This is a genomic window from Agrococcus sp. AC640b, assembly GCF_979255995.1.
In genome coordinates this window covers 1-18,244 of the sequence record NZ_CEEDMM010000026.1, presented here as the reverse complement: position 1 = coordinate 18,244, position 18,244 = coordinate 1, and the positions used below count along the sequence as shown (strand labels likewise).

General features: G+C 71.4%; 16 protein-coding genes. 12 read left to right on the top strand and 4 right to left on the bottom strand.

Annotated elements, in window-relative coordinates; all coding sequences use genetic code 11:
• The first annotated feature begins 11 nt into the window (after positions 1 to 11).
• A complete protein-coding gene (gene nrdF, locus ACZ6H8_RS11190; RefSeq protein ID WP_464146909.1) occupies positions 12 to 1,130 on the top strand; it encodes a class 1b ribonucleoside-diphosphate reductase subunit beta in 1,119 nt (372 codons plus the stop codon).
• Between the two features lie 154 nt (positions 1,131 to 1,284).
• Positions 1,285 to 2,712, top strand: a complete 1,428-nt coding sequence (locus ACZ6H8_RS11185; RefSeq protein ID WP_464146908.1) for an APC family permease — start codon at positions 1,285 to 1,287, stop codon at positions 2,710 to 2,712.
• Positions 2,713 to 2,811: 99 nt separating this feature from the next.
• On the opposite strand, the gene ACZ6H8_RS11180 is transcribed toward ACZ6H8_RS11185, so the two are convergent.
• Entirely contained in the window at positions 2,812 to 3,465 is a 654-nt protein-coding gene (locus ACZ6H8_RS11180; RefSeq protein WP_464146907.1) for a GntR family transcriptional regulator, read from the bottom strand.
• A 108-nt stretch (positions 3,466 to 3,573) separates the two neighbouring features.
• Between ACZ6H8_RS11180 and ACZ6H8_RS11175 the strand changes: the two genes are divergently transcribed.
• Complete coding sequence (locus ACZ6H8_RS11175; protein WP_464146906.1) at positions 3,574 to 3,981, top strand: TIGR03618 family F420-dependent PPOX class oxidoreductase; 408 nt, start codon at positions 3,574 to 3,576, stop codon at positions 3,979 to 3,981.
• A gap of 6 nt (positions 3,982 to 3,987) precedes the next feature.
• Here the strand turns inward: ACZ6H8_RS11175 and ACZ6H8_RS11170 are convergent, their stop codons facing one another.
• Positions 3,988 to 4,902: a BRCT domain-containing protein gene (locus ACZ6H8_RS11170; RefSeq protein WP_464146905.1), complete on the bottom strand. Its 915-nt coding sequence runs from the start codon at positions 4,900 to 4,902 to the stop codon at positions 3,988 to 3,990.
• Positions 4,903 to 5,301: 399 nt separating this feature from the next.
• Between ACZ6H8_RS11170 and ACZ6H8_RS11165 the strand changes: the two genes are divergently transcribed.
• The 6 genes from ACZ6H8_RS11165 to ACZ6H8_RS11140 are packed head-to-tail and all read left to right on the top strand — an operon-like array spanning position 5,302 to position 12,694.
• On the top strand, positions 5,302 to 6,177 hold the full coding sequence (locus ACZ6H8_RS11165; RefSeq protein WP_464146904.1) for an NAD(P)-dependent oxidoreductase: 876 nt from the start codon (positions 5,302 to 5,304) through the stop codon (positions 6,175 to 6,177).
• Positions 6,174 to 8,222 (top strand): alpha-amylase family protein, encoded by a 2,049-nt coding sequence (locus tag ACZ6H8_RS11160; protein WP_464146903.1) that lies wholly within the window; start codon positions 6,174 to 6,176, stop codon positions 8,220 to 8,222. The genes ACZ6H8_RS11165 and ACZ6H8_RS11160 overlap by 4 nt, the downstream gene beginning before the upstream one ends.
• Positions 8,215 to 9,465, top strand: coding sequence for a glycerate kinase (locus tag ACZ6H8_RS11155; protein ID WP_464146902.1), 1,251 nt, complete (start codon positions 8,215 to 8,217; stop codon positions 9,463 to 9,465). The genes ACZ6H8_RS11160 and ACZ6H8_RS11155 overlap by 8 nt, the downstream gene beginning before the upstream one ends.
• A gap of 40 nt (positions 9,466 to 9,505) precedes the next feature.
• Positions 9,506 to 10,831: an ABC transporter substrate-binding protein gene (locus ACZ6H8_RS11150; RefSeq protein WP_464146901.1), complete on the top strand. Its 1,326-nt coding sequence runs from the start codon at positions 9,506 to 9,508 to the stop codon at positions 10,829 to 10,831.
• Positions 10,824 to 11,783 carry a carbohydrate ABC transporter permease gene (locus ACZ6H8_RS11145; protein ID WP_464146900.1) on the top strand — a complete coding sequence of 320 codons (960 nt, stop codon included), beginning with the start codon at positions 10,824 to 10,826 and terminating at the stop codon, positions 11,781 to 11,783. The genes ACZ6H8_RS11150 and ACZ6H8_RS11145 overlap by 8 nt, the downstream gene beginning before the upstream one ends.
• Positions 11,780 to 12,694 carry a carbohydrate ABC transporter permease gene (locus ACZ6H8_RS11140; protein WP_464146899.1) on the top strand — a complete coding sequence of 305 codons (915 nt, stop codon included), beginning with the start codon at positions 11,780 to 11,782 and terminating at the stop codon, positions 12,692 to 12,694. Before ACZ6H8_RS11145 ends, ACZ6H8_RS11140 begins: the two co-directional genes overlap by 4 nt.
• Positions 12,695 to 12,808: 114 nt before the next feature.
• Here ACZ6H8_RS11140 and ACZ6H8_RS11135 read toward each other — a convergent pair whose 3' ends face one another.
• Positions 12,809 to 13,636 carry an SDR family oxidoreductase gene (locus tag ACZ6H8_RS11135; protein WP_464146898.1) on the bottom strand — a complete coding sequence of 276 codons (828 nt, stop codon included), beginning with the start codon at positions 13,634 to 13,636 and terminating at the stop codon, positions 12,809 to 12,811.
• Between the two features lie 221 nt (positions 13,637 to 13,857).
• Positions 13,858 to 15,939, bottom strand: a complete 2,082-nt coding sequence (locus ACZ6H8_RS11130; RefSeq protein ID WP_464146897.1) for a transketolase family protein — start codon at positions 15,937 to 15,939, stop codon at positions 13,858 to 13,860.
• Positions 15,940 to 16,026: 87 nt separating this feature from the next.
• On the opposite strand from ACZ6H8_RS11130, the gene ACZ6H8_RS11125 reads away from it, so the two are divergent.
• From ACZ6H8_RS11125 to ACZ6H8_RS11115, 3 genes are all read left to right on the top strand, one after another.
• Positions 16,027 to 17,193, top strand: coding sequence for an ROK family transcriptional regulator (locus ACZ6H8_RS11125; protein WP_464146896.1), 1,167 nt, complete (start codon positions 16,027 to 16,029; stop codon positions 17,191 to 17,193).
• A gap of 272 nt (positions 17,194 to 17,465) precedes the next feature.
• Positions 17,466 to 17,921 (top strand): PTS sugar transporter subunit IIA, encoded by a 456-nt coding sequence (locus ACZ6H8_RS11120; protein WP_464146895.1) that lies wholly within the window; start codon positions 17,466 to 17,468, stop codon positions 17,919 to 17,921.
• A gap of 36 nt (positions 17,922 to 17,957) precedes the next feature.
• Positions 17,958 to 18,233 carry a PTS sugar transporter subunit IIB gene (locus ACZ6H8_RS11115; protein ID WP_144720287.1) on the top strand — a complete coding sequence of 92 codons (276 nt, stop codon included), beginning with the start codon at positions 17,958 to 17,960 and terminating at the stop codon, positions 18,231 to 18,233.
• The last annotated feature ends 11 nt before the right edge of the window (positions 18,234 to 18,244 follow it).

Here is an 18,244-nt window from a genome sequence, read left to right as displayed (position 1 = left end):
AGGATCAGGACATGACCGACACCCAGCAGAGCACCGGCGCAGCCGGCGCGTTCGACGAGCTCGTCGACGCTCCCATCGAGGAGACGCGCGAGCAGATCGCCGCGGAGCGGGAGGCGACGAGCGAGACGCTCGCAGCCGGCCAGCAGACCGAGGCCCAGAAGCGCCAGCACAAGCACAACCACCTCGTGCAGGCGATCAACTGGAACCGCATCGAAGACGACAAGGACCTCGAGGTCTGGAACCGTCTCGTGAACAACTTCTGGCTGCCCGAGAAGGTGCCGCTGTCGAACGACATCCAGTCGTGGGGCACGCTGACGCCGGCCGAGCAGCAGCTGACGATGCGCGTCTTCACGGGCCTCACGCTGCTCGACACCATCCAGGGCACCGTGGGCGCCGTGTCGCTCATCCCCGATGCGATCACGCCGCACGAGGAGGCCGTCTACACGAACATCGCGTTCATGGAGTCGGTGCACGCGAAGTCGTACTCGTCGATCTTCTCGACCCTCGCGTCGACGAAGGAGATCGACGACGCGTTCCGCTGGTCGACGGAGAACCCGTACCTGCAGCGCAAGGCCGAGATCATCGTCGACTACTACGAGGGCGATGACCCGCTGAAGCGCAAGATCGCGTCGACGCTGCTCGAGTCGTTCCTGTTCTACTCGGGCTTCTACCTGCCGATGTACTGGTCGAGCCACGCGAAGCTCACGAACACGGCCGACATGATCCGCCTCATCATCCGCGACGAGGCCGTGCACGGGTACTACATCGGCTACAAGTTCCAGCAGGGCTTCGCGAAGCTCTCCGAGGAGCGCCAGGCCGAGATCAAGGACTACACGTACACGCTGCTCTACGAGCTGTACGAGAACGAGTCGAAGTACACCGCCGAGCTGTACGACTCCGTGGGCCTCACGGAGGACGTGAAGAAGTTCCTGCACTACAACGCGAACAAGGCGCTCATGAACCTCGGGTTCGAGCCCCTGTTCCCGTCGTCGGTGACGGACGTGAACCCGGCGATCCTCTCGGCCCTGTCGCCGAACGCCGACGAGAACCACGACTTCTTCTCGGGCTCCGGCTCCTCCTACGTCATCGGCAAGGCCGTGGCGACGGAGGACGAGGACTGGGACTTCTGATCCCTCGTTGACCCGGTCGGACCTCCCGCCGACCGAACGAAGCGCCCCGGCCCTGCATCTGCGGGCCGGGGCGCTTCGTCGTGCTCGGAGCGGAGCGGTCCGTTCCGGGCGGTGATCGCTGGACCGATGTACCCCTCGTGGCGCATCATGGACCATGACCGTCGACGCTGACGCCACCGCCTCCACCGACCAGCCCGAGCTCAAGCGGGTCATGGGGCCGAAGCTGCTGCTGCTGTTCGTCGTCGGCGACATCCTCGGCACCGGCATCTACGCGCTCACCGGGCAGGTGGCGGCCGAGGTCGGCGGGGCGGCGTGGGTGCCGTTCCTCATCGCGTTCGCCGTCGCGACGATCACGGCGTGCTCGTACCTCGAGCTCGTCACGAAGTACCCGCAGGCCGCGGGCGCCGCGCTCTACGCGCACAAGGCGTTCGGCATCCACTTCGTCACGTTCCTCGTGCTGTTCACCGTGATGTGCTCGGGCATCACGTCGGCGTCGAGCGCATCGAGCGCGTTCGCCGCGAACTTCACCATCGGGTTCGGCCTCGAGGGCGTCTCGCCGCTGCCGATCGCGCTCGGCTTCATGATCCTGCTCGCGCTCGTGAACCTGCGCGGTGTCGCCGAGAGCGTCGGCCTCAACGTCGTGCTCACGATGATCGAGCTGTCGGGCCTGCTGCTCGTCATCTGCATCTCGATGTTCGCCGTCTTCGGCGGCACCGCCGACTTCTCGCGCGCGATCCTGTTCGAGACGCCCGAGGACAAGAGCGTGCTGCTCGCCGTGAGCACCGCGACGTCGCTCGCGTTCTTCGCGATGGTCGGCTTCGAGGACAGCGTCAACATGGCGGAGGAGGTGAAGGAGCCGAACCGCATCTTCCCGCGCGTCATGCTCACGGGCCTCGGCATCACCGCCGTCGTCTACGTGGTCGTGTCGATCCTGGCCGTCGCGATCGTGCCCGTCGGCGAGCTCGCAGGCAACGCCGCCCCGTTCGTCACGGTGGTGGAGACCGCCGCCCCCGGCTTCCCGATCAACGCGCTCATCCCGTTCATCTCGATGTTCGCCGTCGCCAACACGGCGCTCATCAACATGATGATGGCCAGCCGCCTGCTGTACGGCATGAGCCGCCAAGGGGTGCTGCCGCCCATCCTCAAGGGCGTGCTGCCCGGCCGCCGCACCCCGTGGGTCGCGATCCTCGTCACGACGGTCATCGCGCTCGGCCTCATCGCGTGGGTGTCGGTGAACACCGAAGACCCCATCGTCGTGCTGCTCGGCGGCACCACCTCGCTGCTGCTGCTCGCCGTGTTCGGCGTCGTCAACGTCGCCGTGCTCGTGCTGCGCCGCGACCCCGTCGACCACCAGCACTTCACGACGCCCACGTTCCTGCCGGTCATCGGCGTCATCGCCTGCATCTACCTCGTGCTGCCGTGGACCTCCGGCCGCGACCTCGCGCAGTACGGCATCGCCGGCGTGCTGCTCGTGATTGGCATCCTGCTGTGGGCGGTGACGTTCATCGACCGACGCGTGCGCGGGTACGCGCGCTCGGCGACGGTGCCGGATCAGACGCAGCAGCTGGACCAGATCACCTAACGCCTCGGGGTGCGCCGGCCGCCCCGAGGTGCGCTTCTCCAACTGAGGTGCGCTGCGAGCTCCACCTCAGCTGGAGAAGCGCACCTCGCAACGACAGGGTCAGCCGAACAGGTGCCCCAGCAGCTTGTGCTCGGCGTTCGCGAGGTGGTCGGCGGTCGCGGCGGTGATCGCGGCAAGGTTGCCCGAGCGGATCGCGGCGGCGATCGCGTCGTGCTCGCCCGCGATGGTCGCGGCCGTGAGCAGCTGGTTCGTCTGCACGCGCGCCATGCACAGCTGCGCCTCCGCGAGCAGCAGCTCGTGGGCGCGGGCCGTTCGGGTGCTGCCGGTGAGGCGCACGAGCTCGCGATGGAAGGCGACGTCGGCGTCGACGACCGCGAGCGCATCCCCCGCCTCCGCCGCTGCACGCAACGCCGAGTTCTGCGCCTCGGCCGAGGCGATGTCCGTGCCCGCAGCGCCCAGCAGATGATGCGCGTGCGTCTCGATGGCGATGCGGGTGTCGTACAGATCCTCGATCTCGTCGTGCGAGAGCTCCGGCACCGTCGGGCCGGCACGGCGGGATGCCCGCACGAGCAGGCCGCCGGCGATGAGCCGCTCGATCGCCGCCTTCGCCGTCGGGCGCGCGACGCCGAACGCCGCCGAGACGCTCAGCTCGGTGAGGGCGGCACCCGGCTGCTCGTCGCCGCGCAGGATGCGCGACTTCAGCTCGTCGTGGAGGGCGTCGACGACCGACGTCGTGCGCAGCGCACCGCTCATGACGCCTCCCTCACGGGCGGCGAGCGCCGACTCCGTGCCGCCAGTCTAGGAAGATCGGCGGCCTGCAAGGCCCCCGGGCGCTCGCGACGCGCGGCTAGCGTGGGAGGCATGACGACGACGCTCAGCCCCGATGCCCTCGAGTTCCTGCGCAAGCCGAACCCCGCGGTCATGGCGACGCTCGCGAAGGACGGCCGCCCCGTCGCCGTCGCCACCTGGTACCTGCTCGAGGACGACGGCCGCATCCTCGTGAACCTCGACGCCGAGCGCGTGCGCCTGGGCCACCTGCGCCGCGACCCGCGCTTCGCGCTCGACGTCATCGACGAGGCGAACTGGTACACCCACCTGTCGCTGCAGCTCGTCGTCGAGGACATCGCCGACGACCCCGACATGACGGGCATCGACTCGCTCTCGAACCACTACGGCGGCCGCCCCTACCCCGACCGCGAGCGCCCCCGCGTCGACGTGCGGGCCCGCATCGTCGGCGCGCACGGATGGGGTGCGCAGCAGGCCGAGTAGCTGCGCCTAGGCTGCTGGATCGAGGTTGATGAGCTCGATGAACGTCGGTTCGTCGATGACCTCCACTCGCTGCCCCTTGGTCCGCAGCTCGATCGCACGCTCGACCTTCGCGCTGAGCGCCGCTCCCACCTTCAAGGTCGACGGGTCGAAGCGCCCCATCACGACCAACGTCGTCTTCTTCGTGACGCTGCCGGAGACGGTCGCCCCGAAATCGGCGACGATCTGCTGCGCATCCTTGCGACCGAACCCCTCGAGGTCACCCGAGAAGCAGACCGTCTCGCCGAACAACGGGTGGGCAGGATCCGCCGTCTCATTGCGGATCGGCAGGGGCGCCGCCGGCTTGTAGACGTAGGTGCGCGACTTGTCCTTTCGCGCGCCCGGGATCGGCCAGAGCGCATCGAGATCTTCGATCCGGTGATCGACAGCGATTCGAGCGACGATCCGGGCGCACATCGCGGCGTCGTCCGCCGCCCTGTGATGCTCGAAGTCGCCGAGACCGAAGAGCTTGACGATCGAGGGCAGACGGTGGTCCTCCAACCCGTGCGCGTCGAGCGGGTATCGACGCTGGACGAGCGACAGCGCGTTGCGCCAGCGGTAGTCCGGGCGTTCGATGGCATGGAACGTGTTCGCCGCGTTGTAGACGCCGCGATCGAAGCCGCTGTACGCGATCAGATCGTCAGCCGCCACGAAACGATCGAGCATCGCCAGGCTCTCGTTCCAGGACGGCGCCCCCGCGACATCGCGGTGGTCGATGCCGTGGATGTGCGTGTTCGTGAAGAACGGACCCCCCGGCGGCTCGATGAACCACTCAGCCTGCTCGACTACACGGCCTGCGCGGACGCGTGCGACGCCGACCGCACACGCCGAACCTCGGGAGAAGTTCGCCGTCTCGAAGTCGACGGCGACGAAATCAATGGGCATCGATGCTCCAATCCGAGGATGCCTCACCGTAACGACTTGATGTTGCTGAAAGCCTGAGAGGCCAGCGCGTTTCGGGGTACCCAGCTCGCCCACAGGTACGCAGCTCGACCCGCGAGGTACGCACCTCGACCCGAGGTACCGCAATTGACGCACCTGCCGGCGAGGTGCGTACCTCGCAACGCTCCGGTGCAGGATGCGACCTCGCAACGACCTCTAGCGCGGCGGATGACCGTCATGTATACATGACAGTCAAGACGACATCAGCGGCGCCGCTGGTCGTGCATCGCGAAGCGTGAGCCCCGGGATGCGCACGGCAGGCGCCGGACGCGAAGGAGCATCCATGGGTCTCGCCGACAGGCGCACCGTCCACCGCCAGCGCACGACGGCGGGGGTGGCCCAGTGACCTCCATCGCCTTCGTCGGCCTCGGCGTCATGGGCACGCCCATGGCGAGCAACCTGCAGCGGGCGGGCTTCGACGTCGTCGCCTTCACCCGCTCCGAGGGCAGCCGCGCCAAGGCCCGCGAGGCCGGGCTCACCGTGGTCGACAGCATCGACGACCTGCCGAAGAGCCCCGACGCCGTCGTCACCGTGCTGCCCGACGCCCCCGACGTGCGCGCCGTGCTCGACGCCTACGCCCCGCTGATCGAGGGCACGACGACGGTCATCGACATGTCGACGATCGCGCCCAGCGCCGCCCGCGAGCACGCTGAGCTGCTCGGCGAGGCGGGCCACCGCACGCTCGACGCCCCCGTCTCCGGCGGCGAGGCCGGCGCGATCGAGGGTGCGCTGTCGATCATGGTCGGCGGCGACGCCGACGACGTCGAGCGCGTGCGCCCCATCCTCGAGGCGATGGGCACGACCATCGTGCACGTCGGGCCCGCAGGCGCCGGCCAGGTCGTGAAGGCCGCGAACCAGCTCATCGTCGCCGGCAACATCCAGATGCTCGCCGAGGCGCTCGTGCTCATCGAGGCGCAGGGCATCGAGACGGGTCCCGCGCTCGACGTGCTCGGCGGCGGCCTCGCAGGCTCGACCGTGCTGCAGCGCAAGAAGCAGGCGATGCTCGACCGCTCGTACGCGCCCGGCTTCCGGCTCGAGCTGCATCAGAAGGACCTCGGCATCGTCGAGGACACCGCCCGCGACTCCGGCGTGCCGCTGCCGGCAGGCAGCCTCGTCACCGGGCTCGTGCGCGAGCTCGTCGCCCGCGGCGACGGCGGCCTCGACCACTCCGCCCTCTACCGACTCCAGGCCGAGCTGGCCGGAAGGACCGACGCATGACCCTCGCGATCGCGACCGACCAGAAGACCGACCAGCTCTGGTGGCAGCAGTCGTTCCGCATGCTGCAGACCAACCTGCGCGAGATCGACGGCGGCATGGACGTCGAGCGTTGCCTCGACGACATCGAGGCGCACGGGGCGAACGCGTGGCTCGTCAACGGCGGCGGCATCCTCTCCTTCTACCCGTCCGACCTCGAGTTCCAGACGCGCAACCCGTACCTCGCGGAGCGGCCCAGCGGCGACCTGCTGGGCGACGCGTACGCCGCCGCCCGCGCCCGCGGCATCCGCATCCTCGCCCGCATGGACTTCTCGAAGGTCTCGGCGAACGTCGCCGCCCGCCACCCCGACTGGCAGTTCATCGACGCAGACGGCAAGCGCCAGGAGTACCAGGGCCAGGTGAGCGTGTGCCCCTCGGGCCCGTACTACCAGGAGAAGGTCTTCGAGATCCTCACCGAGCTCAGCGAGCGCTACCCCGTCGACGGCTTCTTCTTCAACTGGATGTCGTTCAACGAGATGGACTACTCGTACCGCAACCGCGGCGCGTGCCAGTGCGGCGCATGCCAGGACGGCTTCGCAGCGTTCGCGCCGGGGATGGCGCACCCCGACAGCGCCGAGCACCCCTCGTACGCCGAGTGGCTCGGCTACACGACCGCGACGCTCGACGACCTCACCGCCCGCTACCGCGCGCACATTCGGAGCCTGCTGCCCGAGGCGGCGCTCATCCTCGGCGAGAAGGCAGACGTCTTCTTCCACGAGGCGAACTCGAAGGTCGGCCGCGACTACTGGCCGTTCCAGTGCGAGTCGACCGTCAGCACCTCGAAGTCGCGACGGCCCGACGTGCCGGTGCTCGTGAACTCCGCCGTCTTCGTCGACATGCCCTACCGCTACGCGCCCATCCAGGACGAGCAGTACGCCATGTACTTCGTGCAAGCCATCGCGCGGGGCGCGAACCCGTCGACGTACACGATGGGTCCGCCCGCCGACGCCCCGTTCGCCGACCTGCCGGCCGGCGGCGCCGTGACGCGCTTCCACCGCGACCACCACGACTCCTACGTCGACCTGCGGCCCGCGGCACCCGTGCTCGTGGTGGGCAGCGACGGCGGCGGTCGCCGATCGGTGTTCGCCGAGCACGCCGACCTCGAGCTGCGCGGCGTCTACGAGGCGCTGCAGCGCGAGCACGTGGCGTTCGACGTCGGCGGCGCGAAGGACCTCGCGCTGCACGCGGCCGCCGACCGCGAGCAGCCGTACTCGGTCATCGTGCTCGCCGACGTCGGCACGTTGCCCGACGCGGCCGTCGCGGCGCTGGATGCCTGGGTCGAGCGCGGCGGGCGCCTCATCGCGACCGGTGGCAGCGGCATCGACGGCACGAGCATCCAGCTCGCCACCTCCCCTGCGACGCGACGCACGGCGGTGCACACGGATGCCGAGACGCTGAAGAACACGTACGTCGCCGACGCGACGCCCGGCGTGGGAGACGGCTACGACCGCATCTCGTCGGTGTTCGGGGCGTACCACTACCTCGACCTGGGCGACGCGGCCGAGACGCGCCACACCCTGCTCGCACAGGTGCCCTTCGGACCGCCGGAGCAGTGCCACGGCACGCGTCCGACGCAGTACCCGGGCATCGCGATCCGCCGCTCGGGCGCTGGTGCGCACACGGTGCTGCCGTGGCTGCCGGGCTCGACGTACCGACACCTCGGCACCCCCGAGTCGGGCCGCATCCTCGCCCGCCTCGTGCGCGAGCAGCTCGGTGACGGCCGCGTCGTCGAGGCCGACCTGCCCGAGCAGCTCGAGATCACGGTGCAGCGCGGCCCGCGCGGCCTGCTCGTGCATGTGCTGAACTTCTCGGGCGTGCAGCGCAACTCCATCGGGCCGGCGATGCCTGCGCGCGGCGGCTCGCTGTGGGTCGCAGCCGGTGCGGATGCGACGGCGACGGCGCTCGTCGACGGCGAGACGCTCGCGGTCGAGGCGGAGGCGGGCGGCATCCGCATCGCCCTGCCCGAGGTCGGCCTGTACGAGGTCGTCGAGGTCCGCACCGATGGCTGATCGCGCCGTGCGGGTGCTCGTGGCACCCGACAAGTTCAAGGGCACGCTGACGGCCGCCGAGGCCGTCGACGCCATCGCCCTCGGCGTGCGCGACGCCCTGCCCGGTGCCGACATCCGATCGCTGCCCTTCGCCGACGGCGGCGAGGGCACGGTGGATGCGGCGATCGCAGCCGGCGCCGAGGCGCGCGTCGACCGCGTCACCGGCCCCCTCGGCGAGCCCGTCGACGCCCGCTGGGCACTGCTGGGCGACACGGCGATCGTCGAGATGGCGCAGGCGAGCGGGCTGCCGCTCGTCACCCCCTCGCCGCAGGTGGCGCTCGACGCCCACACCGAGGGCACCGGCGAGCTCATCGCCCGCGCCATCGCCGCCGGAGCGCGGCGCATCGTGCTCGGCGTCGGTGGCTCCGCCTCCACCGACGCGGGCATCGGCGCCCTGCACGCCCTCGGCGTCGAGCTGCTCGACGAGCGCGGCGCCCAGGTGCGCGGCGGCGGCGGCGAGCTGCACCGCATCCGCTCGATCGATGCAGCCCACGCCCGCGCGCGCCTCGCGGGCGTCGAGATCCTGCTGTGCTCCGACGTCGCGAACCCGTTCGTCGGCGAGCACGGTGCCGCCCACGTGTTCGGCCCGCAGAAGGGCGCCGACGCGGCGACCGTCCGGCTGCTGGACGACGGTCTGCGCGCGTTCGGCGCCGTCGTGGAGGCGGCGACGGGCGTCGACCTCGTCGGCTCCGACTGGGGCGGCTCGGGCGGCGGCGTCGCGGGCGGCCTGCAGGCGATCCTCGGCGCGCAGGCGGGCGACGGCGTCGAGATCCTCGCCGACGTGCTCGGCCTCGACGCCGCGATCGACGGCTGCGACCTCGTCGTCGTCGGCGAGGGATCCCTCGACGCGCAGTCGCTGCTGGGGAAGACGCCCGTGGGCGTCGCGCGCCATGCACGCGCCCTCGGCGTGCGCACGGTCGCCGTCGCCGGACGCGTCGACGTCACCACCGACGAGCTCGCCGCCGTCGGCATCGCGGACGTCGCATCCGCCGTCGACCTCGCACCGACGGTCGACGACGCCATCGTCGATGCCGCCCGCTGGGTGCGCGAGGCAGCGCGCGCCGTCGTCGAGCGCAGCGCCGACGTCAGCGCCGGCATCGGCACCGGCACCTCCGCCACCGCGACCGCCAGCACCGACGCAGTGCGCACGCTCGCCGCGCGCCCACCCACCGACGCACCCCGCGCCGACGCCGTCACCGGCTGACGCGCCCCATCCTCGCCACGACGTCAAAGGAGACGCCACGATGCGCAGACCCCCCTCCCCGCTCGCCCGCACGGGACCCTCCGGTCCCGGCCTGACCAGGCGGCAGATGCTGCAGGCCCTCGGCCTCGCGGGCATCGGCGCGGCCGTGCTGCCGACGCTCGCCGCTTGCGCGCCCGGTCGCACGGCCGACGGCGTCGTGCAGTTCGCCACCGGCAACGACCCCGTCTGGATCGAGTACCTGCGCCGCGCGGGCGCCGACTTCGAGGCCGAGAACCCCGGCACCCGCATCGACTTCAGCTTCATCCCCGAGAGCGCCCTCGACCCGTGGCTCGTCGCACGCACCGCCGCAGGGCAGGCGCCCGACATCGTCGAGCTCGGCGTCTCCGCCGTCAGCCGCTACTCGCGCAACGGCACCGCCGTCGACATCGCGTCGTACGTCGAGCCCGACACGGCCGCGCAGTACCTGCCGGCGGTCGCAGCCCTCATCTCCCGCGACGGCGGCGTCTTCGGCATCCCCAAGATCACGCTGTGCATGACGACCTACTACCACCGCGACGTCGTCGACCAGATCGGCGCCCGCATCCCCACCTCGACCGACGACGGGTGGACGCCCGAGGAGTTCCGCGACATGTGCGTGGAGGCGCAGCGCATCACCGGCGCGTACGGCACCTCGTGGGGCTACGTGAACGCGAACTCCGGCAACCGCTGGCTGCCGACCGTGTACTCGCGCGGCGGCGCGCTGTTCGGCACCGACGGCGAGCCGTCGATGCAGACCGACGAGGCCTACGCCGCCCTCGAGTGGACGCAGGGCATGTACGCCGACCGGCTCATCTCGCCCAGCAACACCGTGAAGGCATCCCAGCCCGACACCGCCGCGACCCTCTTCGCCACCCGGCAGACGGGCTTCATGGTGCACGAGGGGCAGGCGAACGTGCTGCGTCAGACGCTCGACGACGACGAGTGGGGGATGACGTACATGATGACCGACCAGACGACGGCGACGAACCTCTCGGGCGCCGTGAACATCGTGACGTCGTCGTCGCCGCAGCCCGAGCTCGCCGCCCGCTTCCTGCAGTTCGCGGCCCAGCCGGAGTACTCGCTCGGCGCGATCCGCGACTCCGGCACCCTCTCGCCCTTCGCGGGCATCCGCGCCGCCGACGTCGGCTACGAGTACAAGCCCGAGGACATGACCGTCATCGAGCAGCAGCTCGCGGGCGTGCCCGAGGCCGTCGGCGTCGACATGGCGACCCGCGACTACCAGACCGTGCGCGAGGTGCTCGGCGACTCCCTCGACCTGCTGATGATCGGGTCGCAGGGCGTCGACGAGACCGCGCAGATGATCGACAGGGGGATCGCGAATGCCTGAGACCGCCGTGGCCGCGGCGCAGACCGCCGCCGAGACCGCCACCCGACCGCCGACACCCACGACGAGGCGACGCCGCGGTGCGGCACGCTTCAGGACCGGCGCCGTGCCGTACGCCTTCCTCCTGCCGAGCGCCATCGTCTTCGCACTGTTCGGCATCCTGCCCATCGGCGCCGCGATCGTCTTCTCGACGCTGTCGGGATCCGTGACGATCTCCCCGGAGTTCGTCGGCGGCGGCAACTACGCCCGCCTCGTCTCCGACCCGCTGTTCTGGGAGGCGCTGCGCAACACCGCCGTCTTCACGATCGGCACCGTGCCCGTCGCGATGCTCGGCGGCCTCGGCCTCGCCGTGCTGCTCAACCGACCGTTGCCCGGCCGCGGCGTCTTCCGCACTTTGCTGTTCGCACCGATGGTCGCCTCCGGCGTCGGCGTCGCCGTCATCATGGCGTGGATCTTCAACACCGACTACGGCGTCGTGAACAACGGCGTCGCCGCAGCCGGCCTCGAGCGCGTGCCGTGGCTCACGTCGACGACGTGGGCGATGCCGACCGTGATCCTCGCGGTGCTGTGGAGCCGCATCGGCTTCTGCATGGTGCTGTACCTGGCCGCGCTGCAGTCGGTGCCGTCGTCGCTCATGGAGGCGGCGTCGCTCGACGGCGCCTCGGCATGGCAGCGCTTCCGCCTCATCACGTGGCCGCTGCTCGCGCCGACGACCCTCTTCCTGCTCATCGTGAACGTCGTGTTCTCGCTGCAGGTGTTCGACCTGCTGTTCGTGCTCACGGGCGGCGGACCCGGCTTCGCGACGACCGTGCTCATCCAGTTCGTCTACCGATCCGCATTCGCACAGGGCGACATGGGATACGCGAGCGCCGCCGGCGTGCTGCTCGCCGTGATCCTCGTCGTCTTCACCCTCATCCGGCTGCGCGCCGGCAGGAAGAGCGAGGACGACGCATGACCGCCACCATGGACACCCGTTCGGTCACGGTGCCGAAGGGGGCCTCAACGCGACCGCCGAAGGGCGCTCGCCGCACGCCGCAGGACCGGCGGCGCCGAGCATCGAAGGGCCTCATCGTCACGCTGCTCGTGCTCATCACGGGCACGATGCTCTTCCCCTTCTACTGGATGCTCGTGTCCGCGCTCACGCCCGAGGGGCAGGCGAACTCGACGACGTTCCGGCTCTGGCCCGAGTCGCCGACGCTCGACAACTTCGTCGCCGCCTTCACGACCCAGCCGCTGTGGACGTGGATCGGCAACTCGATGCTCATCTCCGTCATCGGGGCGACGCTGTCGGTCGTCGTGTCGCTGCTCGCCGGCTACGCGTTCGCGAAGTTCCGGTTCCGCGGCCGGCAGCTCATCTTCATGAGCTACCTGCTCACGATCATGATCCCCATCCAGGTCACTCTCGTGCCCGCGTTCCTCGTCGTCGTGAACCTCGGGCTCGTGAACACCATCTGGGGCGTCATCCTGCCGGGGCTCGCGGAGGCGACGGGCATCTTCATCGCCCGCCAGTTCATGCTGTCGATCCCCGACGAGCTGCTCGAGGCGGCGAGGCTGGACGGGGCGAGCGAGCTGCGCATCTTCCTCACGGTCGTGCTGCCGCTGTCGGGACCGCTCATCGGCGTGCTCGCGATCCTCACGTTCCTCGCCCGCTGGAACGAGTTCCTGTGGCCGTTCGTCGTGCTGCAGGGCGAGAGCGTGCAGACGCTGCCGATCGGGCTCGCGTCGTTGCAGGGCGGCGACCAGTTCGCGACGCCGTGGGGCATGGTGCTGGCCGTCTGCACCGTCGCGGTGCTGCCGGTGCTCGTCGTGTTCCTCGTCTTCCAGCGCCAGTTCGTGCAGGGCATCGCGTCGACGGGGCTGAAGTAGCGGCTTCACCCACCGCTCGCCTCCCCCGCCCGTTGCGAGGTGCGGGTGCTGCGTTCGGGTGCGGTTGCAACCGCACCTCAGCGCAGCACCCGCACCTCGCAACCGCTGGCGGCGCTACTTCCCCTGCAGGTCCGGCGGCGCGTCGCCACCCACCGCAGGCAGCTGGCCGATGATGTCGTCGCCGCGCAGCAACGCCTCCGCACCGCCGTCGACGTAGATCGTCTGGCCCGTCATGTGCGAGTTGCCTGCGCTCACGAGGAACGCGAGCACCTCCGCGATCGCCTCGGGCGGGGCGAAGCCGTTCAGCGGCATGGGGATCTGCGCCGCGAGCGCCTCCCGGTCGCCTGCGATGAGGTCGCGCGTCATCGGCGTCTCGACGACGCCCGGACCGACCGCGTTGAGCGCGATGCCTGCACCGCCCCACTCCGGCGCCGGACCGACCATGCGGATCCACCGGGAGACGCCGCGCTTCGACGACGAGTAGTTCTGGAACCCGCGCTCGGGCCCCTCTGCCTCGAGCGCGCCGCCGATCGCGAGCGCCCGCGCCTCGTCGCCGGCGAGCATCGCCTCGACGAGCTCGTCGGAGACCGGCTGCAGCGACGAGAAGGACGACGTGATCGCCACGCGCGGAGCGGCGGATGCCGCGAGCGTCGAGCGCACGTGCTCGAGGAAGCCGACGACGCCGAAGAAGTTGACCGCCGTGGTGAGGGCGGTGGGCGCCGAGATGCCGGCGCATGCCACGACGGCGTCCACACGCCCCTCGGCTGCGGCGATCGCGGCCTCGGCGCCTGCACGCCGGCCGTCGGGCGTCGAGAGGTCGGCCTCGACGGTCGCGCCACGCAGGTCGACGCCGACGACGGTGTCGCCGCGCTCCTGCAGGATGGCGGCGGTGGCGGCGCCGATGCCGGAGCCCGCTCCCGTCACGATGATGGTCCTGGACATGGGTCGGCCTCCTCGCCGTCGCCGGATGGGTCGTCAGCCACGGTGCCGCACCGAGCATTCCTCGTCGATGGGGTGGCCAGAGTCGCCCCCGGCCGATACACGCCGCCGCCCGTTACGAGGTGCGGTTCTCCAATCGAGGTGCGGCTCGCGGCGCACCTCGGCAGGACTCGCGCACCTCGGAACGGGGAAGCGCACCTCGGAACGGGGGCGGCAGGGGCGGGTCAGCCCGCCAGCACCTCGCGCGCAGCGGCGAGCACCGCATCCGCGGTCATGCCTCGGCGCGCCATCACCTGGTCACCCGCGCCCGACTCGCCGAAGGCGTCGATCGACACGACGCGGCCGTCGAGGCCCACCCACCGCCACCATGCGTCGCCTCGGCCCGCCTCGATCGCGACGCGCGCGCGCAGCGACGGCGGCAGCACCGCATCGCGCCACGACGCGGGCGCCGCCTCGAACCACTCCACGCACGGCATCGACACCACGCGCACCGCCACGCCCTCGTCGGCGAGCGTGCGCGCGGCGGCGAGCGCCAGCTGCACCTCCGAGCCCGTCGCGATCAGCGCGAGCGCATCGCCGTCGCCGTGCTGCCACGCGACGTAGCCGCCGTGCGCGACCGACGAGTCCAGGTCGGCACGCTCGGGCAGCCCCGGCACGCCCTGCCGCGACAGCACGAGCGCCGTCGGGCCCTCGGGCGTCGCCAGCATGCGCCGCCACGCCGCGAGCACCTCGGCACCGTCGGCGGGCCGCACGACGTCGAGCCCCGGGATGGTGCGCAGCGCCGCGACCTGCTCCACCGGCTGGTGCGTCGGCCCGTCCTCGCCGACCGCGACCGAGTCGTGCGTGTACACGTGGATCGCCGGCAGCCCCATGAGCGCCTGCAGGCGGATCGCCGGGCGCTGGTAGTCGCTGAACGCGAGGTACGTCGATGCGTACGGCCGCCACAGCCCGTGCAGCGCGATGCCGGAGAGGATGGCCGCCATCGCATGCTCGCGGATGCCGAAGTGCACGAAGTCGCCGCCGGGGTCGGCCGCCGACATCGCGGAGCCCGGCACGGCGACGCTCGTCGACCCCGACAGGTCGGCAGAGCCGCCGAAGAGCCCACCCCACGCCTGCAGCGCCTGGATGACCTTCCCGTTCGTCGCACGCGTCGCGACCGACGCGCCCTCCCGAGGCACCTCGACGGCGTCGAGCGCGGCGAGCCCGGCCTCGAGCGCGAGGTCGCCTGCGAAGCCGTCGTTGCGCTCCCACCCGGCGACGCCCGAGCAGCGGCGCATCATGACGCGGCCGGGTGCATCCTGCATCCACGTCTCGTACCGCTCGCGCCACTGGGCGTGCAGGCGCTCGCCGCGCTCGAGCGCGCGCCGCGTCACCGCGAGCACGTCGGGCGTCACGAGGTCGTCGAGCGACGCGTCGGCCGCGAAGCCCAGCGCCGTCTGCACGGCCGCGACCTCGTCGGCGCCGAAGCCGCCCGAGTGGGCGGCGGGCGTGCCGCCGATGCGGGTCGACGGGGCGCCGATCACCGAGCGCACGGCGACGAGCGTCGGCCTGCCCGTGCGACGCCTGGCGTCCTCGAGCGTGCGCTCGAGCAGCGCGAGGTCGCGGAAGTCGTCGACCTCGAGCACCCGCCACCCGTAGGCGGCGTAGCGGGCGCGCACGTCCTCCGCGAAGGCGTCGTCGGTGCCGCCGTCGATCGTGATGCGGTTGTCGTCCCAGATGAGCACGAGATTCTCGAGCCCCAGCGTGCCCGCGAGGCTCGACGCCTCGCCCGAGACGCCCTCCTGCAGGCAGCCGTCGCCCGCGAGCACGAACACCGTCGGGTCGAACACGCCCGTGCCCGCGCCGTGCAGCGCCTCGTCGCGGCGCGCGGCGAGCGCGATGCCGACCGCGGATGCGACGCCCTGCCCCAGCGGCCCCGTCGACATCTCGACGCCCGGCGTGTGCCGCAGCTCCGGATGCCCCGGCGTGCGCGCGTCGAGCTGCCTGGACGCGGCGACGTCGGCGAGCGTCAGGTCGTAGCCGGTGAGGTGCAGCTGCGTGTACAGCAGCAGGCTCGCGTGGCCCGCAGACAGCACGAAGCGGTCGCGGCCCTCCCACGCGGGATCGGCCGGGTCGTGGCGCAGGATGCGCTGGAACAGCACGTGCGCGAGCGGCGCCATCGCCATCGCGGTGCCCGCATGGCCGTGGCCCTTCGCCTGCACGACGTGCGCGGGGATCGCGATCGCGGCCGCGACGGCCCGCCGCTCGGCCTCGTGGCGGGCTCCCAGCACGGGGTCGGGCAGGATCGTGGTGACGTCGTCGGCCATGTCCGCTACTTTGGCATAGAAGTAGTCGAAAGTCGACGCGACGCATCGGCCGTCGAGGGCCGCAGCGATGCCGAGAGGAGGCACGAGATGCCCAAGCACCTGTCCACGGGCTCCGGCGTCGTGCTCGACCTCATCCGCTCCGGCGAGGCCACGACGCGCAGCGAGCTCGTCGACCGCCTCGGCTGGTCGCGCGTCACCATCGGCCGCCGCCTCGACGAGCTGCTCGAACCCGGCATCGTCGTGCGCTCCGGCCAGCAGGACTCCCGTGGCGGCCGCCCCGCCGAGGAGTTCGCCGTCAACGCCGACTCGGGCGTGCTGCTCGCGATGGACATCGGCTCGAGCCACACGAAGGTCGGCGTCACCGACCTCGTCTCGACCGTGCTCAGCGAGGACGAGGCCGACATCGGCCTGTTCGACGGCCCCGACGACATCTTCGACTGGGCCATGCAGGTGTTCGAGCACCTGCTGGCCGCGCACGGCCGCTCGACGGCCGACGTGCGCGGCATCGGCATCGGCGTGCCAGGCGCCGTCGACTCCCGCACCGGCATCCTCGGCAGCCCGCAGCTCGACCCGCGATGGGACGACGTCGAGATCTCCAGGTACCTCGGCTCGCTCATGCCCGACGTCGTCGTCGCCGTCGACCGCGACGTCAACATCCTCGCCGTCGGCGAGTCGCGCCTGGCATGGCCCGAGTACCGCGACCTCGTCGTCGTGAAGGCCGGCATCGGCGTCGGATGCGCCTTCGTGCTCGACGGCGACATCCTGCGCGGCTCCCGCGGCGGCGCCGGCCAGCTGAGCGCCCCGTTGCGCGAACGCCTCAGCGAGCCGCTGCGCCGCCTCGAGACGGTCGCCTCGGGCGGCACGGTGCGCGACGACCTCGCCCGCGGCGGCGCCCGCATCCGCACCTCCTCCGACATCGTCGCGCTCGTGGATGCGGGCGACGAGGATGCGATCGCCGCGCTCGAGGAGATCGGCGAGGTCATCGGCTACGCGATCGCCGACGTCGTCGGCCTGCTGAACCCCTCCGCCGTCGTCATCGGCGGCAACCTCGCAGGGGCCGGCGAACGCTTCATCGGCTCGATCCGGCGCGCGATCTTCGGTGCGAGCCACGTGTTCTCTCGGCAGGGTCTCGTGGTGGAGCGCTCGCGCCTGGGCTCGAAGGCCGGCGTGCGTGGCGCGTCGCTGCTCGCGCAGGATGCGCTGTTCGACGCCGACCGCATCAGCCGCATCACGCGTCGCCGCGCGGGCGGCTGACGCCGCTTCGACGCCTGCCGGGTGGCGCCGCGGTGCCGCCTCCAACGCCCGGATCGGTCGCAGTTGCACGGTGACTGGTCACCGTTGCACCGAAACTGCGACCAGTCACGTGCAACTGCGACCAGTCATCCAGAAACTGCGACCAGTCACGTCCGCGTGCGGAGCGGGAGACGGCGCGCTTTCGACCAATAGTGTGCAGAAGTCGCCGTTTCGGGGTAGTGTCGGCGACGCCCGAGAAGGATGACCATCCCTCGACGACGAAGGAGCGCGACGTGGACCTGGCCGACCAGCTGCCCGAGGAGGCGATCGCCACCGGCGTCGCCGCCGCCGACTGGCGCGCAGCCATCCGAGCAGCGGGCGACCGACTCGTCGCCGCAGGCGTCACGACCGACGCGTACACCGACGAGATGATCGCCGCCGTCGACGAGCACGGCCCCTACATCGTCATCGCACCCGGCTTCGCGCTCGCCCACTCGCGCCCGAGCCCCGCCGTGCAGCGCACCGGCATCTCGTGGGTGTCGCTCGCCGAGCCCGTCGCGTTCGGCTCGAAGGCCAACGACCCCGTGCGGCTCGTCGTCGGCCTCGCCGCCACCGACCACGACGGCCACCTCGAGGTCATGGCCGCGCTCGCCGGCATCCTCTCCGACGACGACGCCCTCGAGGCGCTGCTCGCCGCCGACTCCCCCGCCACCGTGCGGTCGCTGCTCGCCGAGCACGCGACCGTCTGACGCATCCGAACGACCGAAGAACGAGAGAGGCACACCATGAAGATCGTCGCAGTCTGCGGCATGGGCATCGGCACCTCGGTGCTGCTCAAGATGAACGCGGAGAAGGCGCTGCGCGCGCTCGGCGTCGACGACGCCGACGTCGAGGCCGCCGACATCGGCACCGCTCGCGGCGCCGCGCGCACGGCCGACGTCGTGCTCACCTCCGACGAGCTCGCACCCGAGATCGGCGACGTCCCCGCGACCGTCATCGTGATCGACAACTTCACAAGCGTCGCCGAGATCACCGAGAAGCTCACGCCGCACATCGGCTGAGCGCCCTCCCC

What these genes read in the sequence shown, in the direction of transcription:
- nrdF (WP_464146909.1), top strand. Translation starts at nt 12, where the DNA reads ATGACCGACACCCAGCAGAGCACCGGCGCAGCCGGCGCGTTCGACGAG.
- ACZ6H8_RS11185 (WP_464146908.1), top strand. Translation starts at nt 1,285, where the DNA reads ATGACCGTCGACGCTGACGCCACCGCCTCCACCGACCAGCCCGAGCTC.
- ACZ6H8_RS11180 (WP_464146907.1), bottom strand. Translation starts at nt 3,465, where the DNA reads ATGAGCGGTGCGCTGCGCACGACGTCGGTCGTCGACGCCCTCCACGAC.
- ACZ6H8_RS11175 (WP_464146906.1), top strand. Translation starts at nt 3,574, where the DNA reads ATGACGACGACGCTCAGCCCCGATGCCCTCGAGTTCCTGCGCAAGCCG.
- ACZ6H8_RS11170 (WP_464146905.1), bottom strand. Translation starts at nt 4,902, where the DNA reads ATGCCCATTGATTTCGTCGCCGTCGACTTCGAGACGGCGAACTTCTCC.
- ACZ6H8_RS11160 (WP_464146903.1), top strand. Translation starts at nt 6,174, where the DNA reads ATGACCCTCGCGATCGCGACCGACCAGAAGACCGACCAGCTCTGGTGG.
- ACZ6H8_RS11155 (WP_464146902.1), top strand. Translation starts at nt 8,215, where the DNA reads ATGGCTGATCGCGCCGTGCGGGTGCTCGTGGCACCCGACAAGTTCAAG.
- ACZ6H8_RS11150 (WP_464146901.1), top strand. Translation starts at nt 9,506, where the DNA reads ATGCGCAGACCCCCCTCCCCGCTCGCCCGCACGGGACCCTCCGGTCCC.
- ACZ6H8_RS11145 (WP_464146900.1), top strand. Translation starts at nt 10,824, where the DNA reads ATGCCTGAGACCGCCGTGGCCGCGGCGCAGACCGCCGCCGAGACCGCC.
- ACZ6H8_RS11140 (WP_464146899.1), top strand. Translation starts at nt 11,780, where the DNA reads ATGACCGCCACCATGGACACCCGTTCGGTCACGGTGCCGAAGGGGGCC.
- ACZ6H8_RS11135 (WP_464146898.1), bottom strand. Translation starts at nt 13,636, where the DNA reads ATGTCCAGGACCATCATCGTGACGGGAGCGGGCTCCGGCATCGGCGCC.
- ACZ6H8_RS11130 (WP_464146897.1), bottom strand. Translation starts at nt 15,939, where the DNA reads ATGGCCGACGACGTCACCACGATCCTGCCCGACCCCGTGCTGGGAGCC.
- ACZ6H8_RS11125 (WP_464146896.1), top strand. Translation starts at nt 16,027, where the DNA reads ATGCCCAAGCACCTGTCCACGGGCTCCGGCGTCGTGCTCGACCTCATC.
- ACZ6H8_RS11115 (WP_144720287.1), top strand. Translation starts at nt 17,958, where the DNA reads ATGAAGATCGTCGCAGTCTGCGGCATGGGCATCGGCACCTCGGTGCTG.